The 14,752-nt window shown below is 44.1% G+C and carries 9 protein-coding genes; 5 read left to right on the plus strand and 4 right to left on the minus strand.

What is annotated here, in order from left to right; genetic code table 11:
* Positions 1–154: 154 nt before the first annotated feature.
* Both uxaC and AC3CHU_RS20835 read left to right on the plus strand, forming a co-directional pair.
* Entirely contained in the window at positions 155–1,579 is a 1,425-nt protein-coding gene (uxaC, locus tag AC3CHU_RS20830; protein ID WP_488525571.1) for a glucuronate isomerase, read from the plus strand.
* A gap of 9 nt (positions 1,580–1,588) precedes the next feature.
* Positions 1,589–3,589 carry a heparinase II/III domain-containing protein gene (locus AC3CHU_RS20835; RefSeq protein ID WP_488525572.1) on the plus strand — a complete coding sequence of 667 codons (2,001 nt, stop codon included), beginning with the start codon at positions 1,589–1,591 and terminating at the stop codon, positions 3,587–3,589.
* 131 nt (positions 3,590–3,720) lie between these two features.
* Here the strand turns inward: AC3CHU_RS20835 and luxN are convergent, their stop codons facing one another.
* Positions 3,721–6,324 carry a quorum-sensing autoinducer 1 sensor kinase/phosphatase LuxN gene (gene luxN / locus AC3CHU_RS20840; RefSeq protein ID WP_488525573.1) on the minus strand — a complete coding sequence of 868 codons (2,604 nt, stop codon included), beginning with the start codon at positions 6,322–6,324 and terminating at the stop codon, positions 3,721–3,723.
* Complete coding sequence (locus AC3CHU_RS20845) at positions 6,317–7,552, minus strand: acyl-homoserine-lactone synthase (RefSeq protein WP_488525574.1); 1,236 nt, start codon at positions 7,550–7,552, stop codon at positions 6,317–6,319. The genes luxN and AC3CHU_RS20845 overlap by 8 nt, the downstream gene beginning before the upstream one ends.
* A gap of 443 nt (positions 7,553–7,995) precedes the next feature.
* Between AC3CHU_RS20845 and AC3CHU_RS20850 the strand changes: the two genes are divergently transcribed.
* Positions 7,996–10,434, plus strand: a complete 2,439-nt coding sequence (locus AC3CHU_RS20850; RefSeq protein WP_488525575.1) for a M9 family metallopeptidase — start codon at positions 7,996–7,998, stop codon at positions 10,432–10,434.
* A 222-nt stretch (positions 10,435–10,656) separates the two neighbouring features.
* Complete coding sequence (locus AC3CHU_RS20855) at positions 10,657–11,049, plus strand: cystatin family protein (protein ID WP_065206969.1); 393 nt, start codon at positions 10,657–10,659, stop codon at positions 11,047–11,049.
* Between the two features lie 118 nt (positions 11,050–11,167).
* On the opposite strand, the gene AC3CHU_RS20860 is transcribed toward AC3CHU_RS20855, so the two are convergent.
* Together AC3CHU_RS20860 and AC3CHU_RS20865 are read right to left on the minus strand one after the other, a co-directional pair.
* On the minus strand, positions 11,168–11,746 hold the full coding sequence (locus AC3CHU_RS20860; protein WP_237289362.1) for a hypothetical protein: 579 nt from the start codon (positions 11,744–11,746) through the stop codon (positions 11,168–11,170).
* Positions 11,747–11,998: 252 nt separating this feature from the next.
* Positions 11,999–13,597 (minus strand): isocitrate lyase, encoded by a 1,599-nt coding sequence (locus AC3CHU_RS20865; RefSeq protein ID WP_061022113.1) that lies wholly within the window; start codon positions 13,595–13,597, stop codon positions 11,999–12,001.
* 141 nt (positions 13,598–13,738) lie between these two features.
* Here AC3CHU_RS20865 and AC3CHU_RS20870 point away from each other — a divergent pair, with 141 nt between their 5' ends.
* The gene (locus AC3CHU_RS20870) at positions 13,739–14,692 is read left to right on the plus strand and encodes a LysR family transcriptional regulator (protein ID WP_017077357.1); all 954 of its coding nucleotides are present in this window, start codon (positions 13,739–13,741) and stop codon (positions 14,690–14,692) included.
* Positions 14,693–14,752 lie beyond the last annotated feature (60 nt).

Consider the following 14,752-nt stretch of genomic DNA (forward strand, 5'->3'; position numbering starts at 1 on the left):
ACAACTAGTTAGATAAAAGTAACACGAGTATAGGTCAGAGAGAGTGTCTCTCTGGCCTATATGAACCACCTCGTAGAGGGGCTTTAGGAAACAATTTCATGACTGAGTTTTTCCCTAAAGTTTATCAATACAGTTTTTTATAAGAGTTTGAATTATGTCTTCATACATACATAAAGATTTTCTATTGCAGGGGGACACTGCCAAGCGTTTATATCACGATTACGCGGCAGGGCTTCCCATTATTGATTATCACAACCATTTAGAGGCCAAAGAGATTTATGACAACCATCAATACGACAATATTGCTCAGGCTTGGTTGAGTTGCGATCACTACTTGTGGCGTGCATTACGAAGTAACGGAGTCGATGAGCATTACATCACAGGTGATGCGAGTGATTATGAAAAGTTTCAAAAGTGGTGTGAGACCATGCCGTATCTGATCGGCAATCCGCTGTATCACTGGTGTCACTTGGAGCTTAAGAAATACTTCGATCTCGATTTACTACTCAACTCAGAGAATTGCGAGGTTATTTGGCAACACTGTAATCAAAAACTCAGCCAAGAGTCTCACCGATTCCAAGCTCTGCTTAAAGAGAGTCGAGTCGATACCTTGTGCACCACTGATGATCCACTGAGTGATTTGAGCTATCACGATAAGCTCAATCGTTCAGAATTTACTGTACAAGTCTTACCGACATTCCGTGCTGACAGCCTGATTGAAATAGAGAATCAAAATAGCTTTTTAAAGGTGCTTAATTTACTGGCTTCGATCACCGACACTGATGTGGTAGATTTTGCAACCTACGCTAAAGCAATTACCTTTCGCGTGGATTATTTTGCACAGCACAACTGTTGTTTATCTGATTTAGGGTTAAAAGTTGTGGACTTTTCACACTATCACCCTGACGTACTTGATCAAGCTATAGCAAAGGTCAAACGTGGTGATGCGTTGAATAGTGAAGAAATTTCGCAGTTTAAGACGGCCGTTTTTGAAGTGCTTGGCAAGGCTTATCATAAGCACGGTTGGTCGATGCAAATTCACATTGGAGTTTTAACAAATGTGAATAAGCGCCGCTTTGATGAGTTAGGTGGCGGTACGGGGTTCAGTGTTATCAGTGACAACCCAATTGCAGAAAACCTGAGTCATTTATTGAGTTTGTTAGATCAAGACCGCCAACTCCCTCAGACCATCGTATATAGCCTTAACCCGAAAGATAGCCCAGTGCTTGGGTCAATCATAGGCGCCTTTCAAGACAGTGATGAGCAGCCCGGTAAAGTGCAGCTTGGTTCTGCGTGGTGGTTTAACGATCATAAGGCGGGTATGGAAAAACAACTTCAAGATCTAGCAAATTTAGGGGCGCTAGGACGCTTTGTCGGAATGTTAACCGACTCTCGCAGCGTATTGTCACTCTCTCGTCATGACTATTTTCGTCGCATTCTATGTAACTTACTCGGTAAGTGGGTCGATGACGGGGAATTACCGAATGATGAGCCTTTGCTTAAACAGAGTGTCGAGAATATCTGTTATCAAAACGCCAAACAATACTTCAATTTTCATCCATCTAAAGATTTAGTATAGGTATCCATTATGCTGCAGTTTACCTCTCAGGAAATGGCGGTCATTCGTCAAAATGCCAGCCAAGAGATCATCGAACAAATTATTCAAGATAATCAGGTTGTGCTTACTTCAGACACTCTCGTTCCACCTGATGCCCGCGCAACATGGAATTTATATTATTTTTGCCCCACGCATGGGGTTCGCTTAAGTTGGGATAGAGACCGACCCACTGAACATGTATGCCCTGTTGATGGCGAGGTGCTTACTGGGGAACCTTATGACGGAGCATGGTGGCGTTGGCTTAATGGGCTCAATTCGAAAGCGTGTAATGACCTAGGCTTGCTTTGGCACATTACTCAAGACCGCAAATACTTCGAAAAAGTTCGTGAGATCTTATTGGGTTATGCTGAATACTACCCGAATTACGAAGAACACGGCGGTATTCCATATAACGGTCCAGGAAAAGCAAATGCGCAGACTCTTTGCGAAGCGAATTGCAATATTGATTTTGCCCGAGGCTATGATTTCGTTAAAGAGCAGTTGAATACCGAAGAGCAATTGTTTATTGAACAGCGCTTGTTACGCGAAGGCGCTGAGTTCCTGATGCAACATCGAGCTGATCAATTGCATAACCATGAAATGAAAATTTCTGCGACTATTGGTGTGATAGGCTTGATACTTGGTGACCGAAAATTCATCGACTTTGCGGTGAGCACGCCTTATGGCTTGAAGTATCAGTTAGAGTATGGTGTAAAGGGGGAGGGCTTATGGTTTGAAGGTTCTATCCATTATCATTACTACGCTTTACAAGCACTTCTGAATTTCGAAAAAATGGCATGTAAAACAGAGTACTCACTACAATCGGTACCAAACTTCCATACCATGTTGGCGTTCCCGCTCAAGCTACTCATAAATACGGGTGACTTTCCACGTCTGAACGACTGTATTGCGGGTCAAGAGAAGTTAACTCATAGCCACTTGTTCGAATTCGGGTATCGCGAGTTTCGAGACCCTTTATTTGCATCGGCGTTGCAGAGCATCTATCAAGATAAGCCACGCAACAATATCGACGCACTGTTGTACGGTGTTGATGCATTACCTGTGGCAGAGCTGCTCATGTGCCAGTCTATTCATGCAGAACAATCAGGCGTCACGATCATGCACGATCGAGAGCACGATAACATGCTATTAATTAAGCACTCTCCGTATGGTGGTGAGCATGATCACTATGATCGACTAGGGATGATCGTTACTCGAAATGGTAAAGAAATTTTGCCTGACTTGGGAACAACAGGGTACGGTGCTGAACTGCATTATGGGTATTATAAAAATACGGTGACGCACAACACCTTGGCGGTGAATCAGAAGAATCAACCGCCAGCCAACCCTCAGGTGAATACGTTTGTAAAAGAACAGTCCTACGCATGGTTAGACACACAAACAGATTGGTGTGGGGAGTTACCGACGGTCGATAGCCATACTATTGTTCAGTGGGATTTAGCCGCGTACAAAGACGTTGTGTTTCGTCGTCAAATTCTGTGGTTAGGGGATGTGGCGATTGAATTCAATACAGCGGTAAATCCTCACCAACAACAATTGGATTTGGTCTGGCATATCAGAGGACAACACTGTGCTTTGGCACAGGCACAAGGTTGCGACAATCCACTAGATGGGCCTTTAACAAGAATGACGAGTTGCCATGAGATACCACTTAAAGAGTCCATCGATTTACGTTATTCGATTGATGGGCAAACCGAGTTTAATCAGCAGCTGATAACGGATAGTTCAGCAACTTTGTTGTTGGGGTATGCGCCAGACAACCCTGCAACTAGTGATTTAGCTTACACGATTTTGCGTAGCCAAGAAGCGGTTCTTAAAGTTGCCACGGTACATAATTTGACGCAAAACGATGAGGTTCGAGTTTATGATATCGAGTGGCGATCGGACGTTATCAATTTAAGGTTGGTAAGAAATAGAGTGGCACAATCTATTTCAATTAACCAAGAAACGGGTGTTACTTTATTCGTTTGATCGAACAACAGTATTAATGAAATATAACTCGCTGAATTTCACGAGTTCACCCCAAAATAAAAATCCCCTCAAGAACCTTTCTTGAGGGGATTTTTTATCAGTCGGTGATTAACTTGTTAGCTGTTAGCCATCTACTCTTCACTTTCAGCCTCTTTAGAAACGTTCGCTCTCATGTCTTTCTTCAGCCAGTTATCGAGTACATGTTGCAGTGCTTTCAAAGAGGTTGGCTTCTCTAGGCGACCATCCATCAGTTTGCTGATCATATCTAACTCGTGTTGTCCCGACTCCCCAGACAAAGCAATGATGGGTGTTTGAGGTGAACGCGCCTTGATGATCTGGCTTGCGTCAAAGCCATTCATTATTGGCATTTGTACGTCCATTAAGATCAAATCAACTTTGTGTGATCTGAACAGATCGACAGCATTTCCCCCGTTTTTGGCTTGCAAGCTATTTACGCCAAGTCGGCTCAGGTACATCTGAACAAGTGTGCGTTGTACCTCTTTGTCATCAACGATGAGCACGGTGGGGGCGAGATGGTCTAATTGTTCTTGAACGCTACTTGGAGCATGTTGACTCGTTTGTAAACCTGCCTGTATATCCGCTTTGGTTTTATCTTCAGTCGTTGATTGGCTTTGTTTCCAATCATTGAAATCAGGCGTACGAAGCGCGTCTGCTTTGGGCGCATTAGGTACCACTGGGAAATACAGGTGGAATTCAGTAAATTCATCCAGTTTAGAGTGGCACTCAACTCGACCGCCAAATGAGCGCATTACGCGTTGGCAATAACCTAATCCTAAGCCGCTACCACCACTTTTTTGATACGAGAAAAAGTCATCGAAAATCTTATGAGCAATGGTTTCGTCAATGCCCGGACCTGTGTCTCGGAATATGAGAATGTTCTCGTACGATCCGGTTTTAGTGCTGATCTCAATTTGGCTCTCTGGATAAGAATCAAAGTAATAGATCGCATTACGTATCAGGTTGAAAATGACAAAATTGAATAAGGTCTCATTGAGTTTTGCGACAAAATCAGCATGTTGTGGTAAACGAATTCGTTCAATAATCTTCTCGTTTTCAAAACCGTATTGGCTTACTGCTTGATCCACAGCTTTGTGAATAGAGGTCATCGCAACCGGCCCATGCTCCGGTGAGCTGTCACTGACCTCACGCAAGATGATGTCAATCAATTGTCGCCCACGTTGAATGGCAGCTTGGCCGTTCTCAATATCAAGCAGTATCTGTTTTGCTGGTGCTTGGTTATCAATGTGCTGCTTTAGTACTTCAAAATGCAATTGTACTTGAGCGAGCGGGTTACGCATCTCATGAGCAATTGAGTTCGCTAGTGCTCGGCTTTGACGAATGCGTCTATCAGCTTCGATGGTACTTTGCACACGAGTTAACAGGGTTTGCAGTGCCAAGATCTCTTCATTAGAAAACATTTGGTCGTTGCTCTTGTGTGATGATATCAATAAGTGCGAGACAGACAGCCCTTGACCAAACAAAGGCATAACTAAGGCTGTGTTATTTGAGCTCATCTTGTCATAAAGCGCCTTGATCGAGCTTTTCGTGGGCTCTGCGTAATCTAACTCTTCAGAAAGTTCATCGAATAACAAAACGGACTTATTTGTTGAAAGGTAGTCTTCGTAGAAGGTCTCGTTGTAGTTGCTGTTAACGAGGCGCAATTTGTCTTCTGGAATTTGCAGTAGGTTACCCAAGCGACGCATCGCGTCATCAATAGATAGTTTGAAGTCTTCTTCTAAAGCAAGGATTTGCTGTACAGGCGTTTTCTTGTTTCTGTAAACCAATAAAGAGGCGTAATGGCTCACGCGTTTGTAGAGTACATGCCAAGTGATGCCGATAAGCGCACAGATAGGTATTGCGATTAGCCATTGGTTGTTGTCGGTCAATGGGATGAATATTGCGCCGAAAGGTATCACTAAAATTGCACACACCAATAGCGCGTTAAGGCTCATATAAGCTAGGTATTTAACACTGTAGAAGCGAGAGGTCAGCAGGGCATAACCAACGAACAGCATCTCACTAATAGACAATGCTGGTGGTAACCAGGTTAGTGAGAAATCATGCATGAAGTATGTCATGCCAAGGTGAATGGTTGCGGTAGAAAGCATGAAAACTAAGATGCCCGCAATCATGTAACTGGTTTTGGCGAGTATTAGTTTGCTGCTATTAGCTCGCATGGCCACAAGGTTGGTTAAGGTCAGGACAACAAAGCTCACCAGCCCGATAAAGAAATATGGCGTATGAGGACCAAACTCAATAACGAATTGGCTTGGGCCGACAATGTCGACGTGTTCAACGGTTAACCCCGGACTTAAATTAATAAAGAGGGCATAGACTGATGAGCCGACAAAAATAGCCTGTTGCCATATGTGTACTTTACCATTGCGTTGCTCGGCTGCGAGCTGACACGAGAAGTAGTAGGCAAATGCAAACGCAAAGAAAGAGGCGAGATTGGCAAATTTTGCCGCCAACACCGCGGCCGAAGCGCCAAGCTCCGGTAATAAGTCGGTATGGAAATACGCGTTGCTGCTGATCCACGCAACAATGCAAACCGAGTAAGCAATGTAAGGCACATGGTGCGTGCCCGCGATGGCTTCATTTTTTTGCTTCAGACGATAGTAATAGTAGAGTAACCACATTACTACGATTGCTGCCGTCATAAGAAGCGTTATTGCTTTGGCATAGATGATCGCCTCTAGGCCGAAATCAAACATGTTCATCTCTTTTTACCGAACTTAGTTTTTCTATCGAGTTTACTTTTTCTGCTGAGCCTAGCTTTCTACTCTCACGTACTGCGCGTTTGTAGCGACGAAAATCGGTGTTATTAAATACTTTGACCATCACTTCGAAATTCCACAATCCACGATAAATGGTTGTACCGTCATCATTTAACTCGCAATATCCGGAATGGAAATACGCTTTGGGATCGGTAGCTTGATAAAACTGGAGCATGAAAGGCTGCTCGATAATGGTGAAGCCGATTTTGTACCCTACTTGGTGCAATACACTCATTAGTTCTTTTTGGGCGAGATAGAGGAAATAGAGTCTTTGTTGAGTATTACCGCTTACTGTCAGGCGGAGCACTTCACATATGGCACTTTTGTCAGACAATTGTAACTGAAACTTATTATCAAATTCTAGGAGAGAATGACATTTTGACAGTGTAGACGGTGTGAATATCTGTAACTCAGCGAAATCATCGTAACCATGATCGGGTAAACAGTATTGCCACTGTTCATTGCTGAACGGTGGCGCGTAACTTAACCAAGTTTCATTCTTAGACCAATCTTGAATCAGCGCAGAGGAAACCAGTGTCGGAAAGGCTTCATCAACGGGATGTTTGAGTAGAATAAAATGCTTACCTGCCTGGGAAAGGTGTAATAAAGGCAGCATCTCAAACCATTTTTCACCCTTGATGAACACCTCAAGATTGCTTAAAGCAATGGCATCGCTGATTGACATTCCTTGTGGGTGACAGGGTGTTTGCACTACAAGTTGAGCATCTTCGATGTGTTCAACGATTGCACCGTAGTAGGCACTATCTTTAATGGGCAGATCGACAGGAGAAGGGGACTTGGTGTTCAATGGCGATTTTGCTTTGATCGCAGCAATTTCGCACTCACACCAGAAATCTAGCCAATGCATATAGCACTGTCCTGCGGCCTGCTCTAGAAGAGCAACCTCTGTAGATAGTGTAGTTGGATAGCGCAGAATCAGATCGCGGTAGTCCATCACCTCAAACAATACCGAATAGCTTTTGTTTTGATGCTCAGGGAAAAGCAATTCTAATTGGCTTCTACGATATTCAGTCACGCTTTGGAAAAGAGCAGTGCGCTCTTGTGGCTGATAAGTACTGATAACGAGCTCTATCAGCGCTCGCTGTTTTTTTTCGATAGACAGACTGCTAGCCAACAGTGAGCCTAAAGACGACGTTATTTTCATTTGATTAACCGAACCTAGCCTAGGTTTATATAATTATTTTTATTCGATTTGCACTGTCTACAGGACACAAATTTTTTAGTATTTTTTTGAGTCATGTTACTTGGAGCGAGTCTGTCGTAACGTTACTTGAGCCTATGAATTGAGAGATAAGTTGCATAATTGGTCGCAAGTTTACTACTTGCGGTCATCCTTAACAACATAGCCTTGCCATATCTAAATCAATTAATGATCAAATAAACTACCTTATTATCAGTAGCTTGTATTGTTCGATAGTGTTTTGAGCTTATGAGTTCTTGTCGAGCATAAACCTTTGAATTTATAAAATAACGCAAAATATCTATTTTTTGAACCAACCTCATAAATCATAAGCAACTGAATTCACCTTGTTAATCGTAAGGAATATAACGGCGACCCAAAATATATAATTAACTAATGAGTGTTGTATGTCTCATACCTGTTTATTCCCACGTCATCGTTTGGCGATCGCTTGTGTGCTTGCTGGTGTTTCCAGTTTCTCTTTTGCCGAAAATCAATGTGATGTTTCTGATCTTAAGTTGGCCTCTGATCTCGCTCTTTCCGTCTCTACGGCGGACTACAGTCGCTATGGTTCTTGGTTCTCTGCATCTGAGAATGCATTAAACAATATTTATAGTGAAGCGAGCTTAAGCCGCATTCAAGCCACGCTGAGCCTAGAAATTGCCCGTTATCGAGGTGAAGAAGAACAAGCTCGTAAACTAGAAAACCTTGGCGAGTTTGTTCGTGCGGCTTATTACGTTCGCTATAACGCGCAAGCACAAGACTTCAGTGAAGCGTTGAGCCAGCGGTTTGCTCAGTCAACCATTGCCTTCTTAGCTAATCCTACTGCGCTAGACCAAGGTCGTGAACAAGTTGGAGCAATGAAAAGCCTGACGCTAATGGTTGATAACGTAAAGCAACTGCCACTCACAATGGATGCACAACTTGCGGCACTGAGCCACTTCAATAGAGAGACCGCGCAAGACTCACAATGGGTCGACGGGCTAAACAATCTGTTTCGAGCAATGGCAGGTCATGCGGCTAGAGATGATTTTTATGATTACATGGCAAGCAATTCTCAACATATTGATACACTTGCAGCGTTCGCTCGTGATAACTCATGGGCACTGGATACTGATGCCGGCTTTCTTGTTTATAACGCAGTCCGTGAAACAGGTCGCTTACTTGCAAGCCCAAACAAAGAAACTAAAGACAAAGCGTTGCGAGTTATGCAGCAAGTGATGGCACAAAACCCGCTTGGCAGTGAGCACGACAAACTTTGGTTAGCAGCGGTTGAGATGATGGGGTATTACGCTCCTGAAGGCTTAAACGGATTGGATCTTGAGCAAGCAAAACGTGATTTAGCGATGCGTGTTCTTCCTAATCGTCATGAATGCCAAGGGCCTGCAATTATCCGCTCACAAGATTTAACGCAAGCACAAGCGATGGAAGCTTGTAATGTGTTGGCCGTTAAAGAGGCCGATTTCCACCAGGTCGCGAATACGGGTCAACAACCTGTCGCCGACGATAACAACAACCGAGTTGAAGTGGCGGTGTTTGGCAGCAAAGGCAGTTATATCGATTACTCGTCGTTCCTGTTTGGTAATACCACAGACAACGGCGGTCAGTACTTAGAGGGTAACCCTGCAGAGGTGAGGAACGTGGCGCGTTTCGTTGCTTACCGTTACGCCAATGGCGATGACCTCTCTATTCTTAATCTTGAACATGAATACACTCATTACCTCGATGCGCGCTTTAACCAATACGGCTCCTTTAGCGACAACTTGGCACACGGTTATGTGGTGTGGTGGTTAGAAGGTTTTGCCGAATTCATGCATTACAAGCAAGGCTACGATGCTGCGGTAAGCTTGATTAACAGCGGGAAGATGAGCCTATCGGATGTGCTTGCGACCACCTACTCTCATGATTCCAACCGTATTTATCGCTGGGGCTACTTGGCGGTGCGCTTTATGATGGAAGAACATCCTCAAGAGGTGCAGAGCTTATTGACACTGTCTCGTACTGGTCAGTTTGCCGAATGGGCGCAGCAAGTGAAAGTCCTTGGGCAACAATACAATGGTGAGTTTGAGCGTTGGTTAGAATCTGTCTCAACCGAGCCTGAGATACCAAACCCGGATCCGAACCCAGGAGAGCCAACTGATCAAGTCACTGTACTTGTCTCAAACCAAGATGTGCTGTTAACCGGCACGGCTTATAGCGAACAGCTTTTCTACATTGATGTACCAGAGAACACCACGCATTTTGAGGTTTCGATTGAAGGTAATGCTCTGGGCCAAAGCCAAGGTGATGCTGACCTCTATATGAGTTACAGCAAAGAGGCGCATTATTACGACTTCGAGTTTAGCCAATACGGCAACGGCAGCAATGAGCATGTGACGTTTGAACCAGAGGCATCAGGTTATATCAAACCGGGACGCTACTACATGAGTATTGCGGGGCGTACCGATTTCAATGATGTGACACTGTTGGCTTCGTTAGAAACAGAAACGCCAACACAACCAACACAAGAACAAGATGATTTAACGCCTGTAGTATTGGAATCCGGTCAGGCCCAAGTATTGACTGTGCACCAACGACGTTATGCAGCAGTCTATGTACCACAGGGCGTACATGAGGTTCGAGTGTGGTTGAACGATAAGAATACAGAGCAACCAAATCGAGGCAACGTCGATCTGTTCGCCAGTCACTCATATTGGCCAACGGCAGGACAACATGACTATGCGTCTGATTACCGTGGTAGCAATGAGTACCTACAAATCCCTGTAACAGAAGAAGGCTATGTGCACTTCTTGCTCAGTGCAGAACAGCAAGGGGATGATGTCGAAATGTTGGTGTACTTTCATTAAGACACTAACCTCAATGGCTTTTTATCATCAATGATATTTAAGCCATTGAGATAAAAAGCTGAGCATGAGTGCTCGGCTTTGTTTTTCTGACAGTGTTCTGTGTTTAGGGGATCGTTACAGCATAATTTCTGATGAAGTGATGACATTCGAGGTTTAAGCTTGTCTGCATATGAAACATCATTGTGGGTAACGCCTCGTGAATGACAGAGGTAGAGAGAATTTATGAAGAAAGTACGATTAACATCATTACTTGGAGTAGCAACCTTGTTTAGTGTCGCTGTGTTAGCAGGATGCAGTCAGCAATCTGAGGTTCCAGCTCGATCACAAGAGAATGCGAATCCGATTTGTAGCACTAAAAATCTGACGGGTGGTTGGTCGCAAAGTGATATCACACCACAAGCTAAGCAAGCGTTAGACGTCGTTCTTGGCCAAATGGACACCTCTGCTAAGCTCAAACAGATCTTGAGTGTTCGAACTCAGGTCGTCGCCGGTTTGAACTATGCTATCGAGTTTGAAATGGATAATGGTGAGGTGTGGAATACCGTCGTTTATCGTTCGCTACAAGGTGATATCGAAATGATGCAAGCTGCGCAGCAAGGCCGTCTGTGTCTATAGTATAGATATTTTCAATACCTATATTTTTAGGTAACTTATTTTTGTATACAGAAAGTAGAAATGGCTCCGTATTGGGAGCCATTTTTAATTCTAATTAAGGTCGGTTGATTGAACGGTATTAGCTGGTCAGTTCAGGTTCCAATAACTCTTGAACACAAGCTCGGCTGATGTTTTCATCAATGTAGGCCATCCCAAGTTTATTCAGATAGTCCATGCGATCGGCAGTGCGAAGCTCGATGTCGGGGCCTGCAATGTTGTTCTCTTGATAGATCTCGGTGAGGTGAGACATGAATTGCTCGCCAACACTCATCATCAACAGGCTCATTGCGCCTACATCCGGTCTGACTTTTGCTTGTTGTTTGTCAGATAGATTGACGGCTAACACGATAGGTTGCTCTTCACCCTCAAAACGAGTGCTGCGCTCGCGAATGGTTTGCTGAGCCCAGTAATACGCCAGTTCTTTACTCTGAGTTAAAAAGACGGGTTCAACGGATTCTGTGTAGTTGTTGCCAATGGTCGCCATGGTTTTTGAAGCCGCTTCGTTGAGCGCTTTGTCTCCAGAGCGCTTTAGCCCTTGACCTTGAATAGACGCAAGTAAAGCTGAAGATGTGCCGTGATACCAAGTATCACCCGTTGCGAAACCATTTTCTGATAACAGTGTTTTTGCATCTTGTAAGTGTGTCGGTATTGAAGTCATAGGCACTCTCAATCAAAAGGAATATCAACGAATAGGAATCTGAGCAAATATGTACACAGTTAGCTTAAACAGAAGTTGTTCGGTTAACCGTGGTGTGGAACACAAATCTGAGGCTTTGAGATAAAGCTGGCAGTAGTAGCTTTATCTCAAAGCCTTCCCCCGGATCTTACCTAAGTAAGAGAGAAGGGCGGGGGAGGCTTTAGTCTTAGCGATTAATCAAAAGTGTTAGCGACTAATCAAAAGTGCTAGCGATTAATCAAATTGATTCGATGTATTCGCTTCACCTGCTGCTTTTAGTGCATTCTCACCAGCAAAGTACTCTTTGTGGTCATCACCCATGTCTGAACCAGACATGTTTTGGTGTTTAACACATGCAATGCCTTGGCGGATTTCTTTACGTTGAACATTCGCCACGTAACCCAACATGCCTTGGTCACCGAAGTACTCTTTCGCAAGGTTGTCAGTAGACAGCGCTGCAGTGTGGTATGTAGGTAGTGTAATCAAGTGGTGGAAAATACCCGCTTCACGTGATGCATCGGCTTGGAATGTACGAATCTTCTCGTCAGCGCTTGCAGACAGTTCCGTTTCATCGTATTCCGCACTCATTAGGCTTGCACGGTCGTAAGCTGATACATCTTTACCTGCTGCTGCCAGTGCATCGTATGCTTGCTGACGGAAGTTTAGCGTCCAGTTGAATGATGGAGAGTTGTTGTATACCAGCTTAGCGTTAGGGTGAACTTCACGTACGCCGTCCATCATCTCTTTGATTTGACCGATGTGTGGTTTCTCAGTCTCAATCCAAAGAAGGTCAGCACCCGCGTTGATTGCTTCAATACAGTCGAATACGCAGCGGTCTTCACCTGTACCTTCGCGGAATTGGTATAAGCCTGAAGGCAGACGCTTAGGACGAACTAGCTTGCCGTCGCGGTTGAAGCAAACATCACCTTCAGCCATATCTGCAACATCGATCTCTTCAACATCTAGGTATGAGTTGTAGATGTCACCTTGGTCGCCAGGTTCTTTCACTACTGCGATTTCTTTTGTTAGACCAGCACCTTGTGAATCGGTACGAGCAACAATAACGCCGTTGTCGATGCCTAGTTCAAGGAAAGCGTAACGAAGTGCGCGAAGTTTTGCGTGGAAGTCAGCATGCGGAACCGTTACTTTGCCGTCTTGGTGACCACATTGCTTCTCATCGGCTACTTGGTTTTCGATTTGTAGACAACATGCACCCGCTTCAATCATCTGCTTAGCCATTAGGTAAGTCGCTTCTGCGTTACCGAAACCTGCATCGATATCGGCAATGATTGGCACTACGTGTGTTACGTGGTTGTCGATTTTGTCTTGGATTCGGTCTTGTAGATTCACATCGCCAGCTTCACGTGCCGCATCTAGTTGACGGAATAAGCCACCTAGTTCACGAGCATCTGCTTGGCGTAGGAAGGTGTATAGCTCTTCTACTAGGCCAGCAACTGACGTTTTCTCATGCATAGATTGGTCTGGAAGTGGACCGAAGTCAGAGCGAAGTGCCGCGACCATCCAACCTGAAAGGTATAGGTAACGACGGTCTGTCTTGCCATCAAAGTGCTTTTTAATCGAAATCAGCTTTTGTTGGCCGATGAAACCATGCCAGCAACCCAGAGACTGAGTGTATTGAGAGCTGTCTTCATCGTAAGCCGCCATGTCTGCACGCATAATATCTGCCGTGTATTGCGCAATATCCAGACCTGTTTTGAATTTGTTTTGAGCTCGCATACGGGCTGCAGATTCTGGGTTAATTGCATCCCATGGAGCACCAGCAGCGCTTTTTGCAACTTCAATCTTTTCGATATCTTGTGTAATTTGCGACATAACTATTCCTTAGTTTCACGTGGACATGTTGGCCAATTTGGCGAGGTCATTTGATTTGGATTAAATCTAACCATGGACAAAGAATAACCATGTATGTGATAATTTTGTTAATTTATAGTTATTATATTCGGTATTTTTCTTATGAATATTGCTCGTGTAGACCTTAATTTACTTGTGTATTTAGACATGTTGCTACGTGAAAGAAACGTAACGCGTGCAGCAAATCAACTGGGTATTACTCAGCCAGCCATGAGTAATGGCCTACGCCGATTGCGTGATTTGTTTGAAGATCCGCTATTGGTGAGAACAAGTGAAGGGATGATACCGACCGAACGAGCACATAAGTTGCAGCCACTGATTCGAAACATCTTGGTTAATGTAGAGAAGACACTGCAGCCGACCACGGAATTTAATGCAGAAGACAGTGAACGGGTGTTTCGTATCATGGCGAGTGATTATGCTGAGTCGACCATTATTCAACCTCTTTTGAAAAGGTTAAGCGAGATTGCGCCGAAAATACGACTGGATATCATGACGCCAAGTGACGTGAGTTATCAGGATGTAGAGCAAGGCACTGTTGATATTATTATCAACCGTTTTGACGATATTCCTCAGTCGTTTCACCAGATGAGCCTTTGGCACGACGGGTTTTCTTGTCTATTTAGTTGTGACAACCCAATAGCCGACAACTTCGATATTTTGTCTTATCTAAAGGCGCAACATATCTGGGTAAGCAAGACAGGTATGGGAACCGGAGTTGGGATCAACCCAAGCGAAGCACAAAAGCTGGGTTGGATAGATGAAGCACTAATGCGTATTGGTAAAACACGCAATATTACGGTGTTTACTCGACACTACTTGTCGGCGATTTTGTTCGCTCAACAGAAAAATTTGATTCTTACCATTCCAACCAAAGCTGCACAGTTGCAGCGTAATAATCCTAGGTTGTTGATCAAACCTGCGCCATTTGCGATTGAACCCTTTGAGGTGAAGATGGCATGGAGCCCATTGTTACAAACCAATCCAGACCATCAGTGGATGCGTCGATTGATTAAAAGTGTTGCCAATGAAATAGAGAGTGGTGTGACGGAATAACACAGTTTTTATGGTATTTTTTGTATGAATATCCAGTATAAATGGCATAAATTAGCTAAA

Source organism: Vibrio sp. QJM3NY_39 (assembly GCF_057785895.1).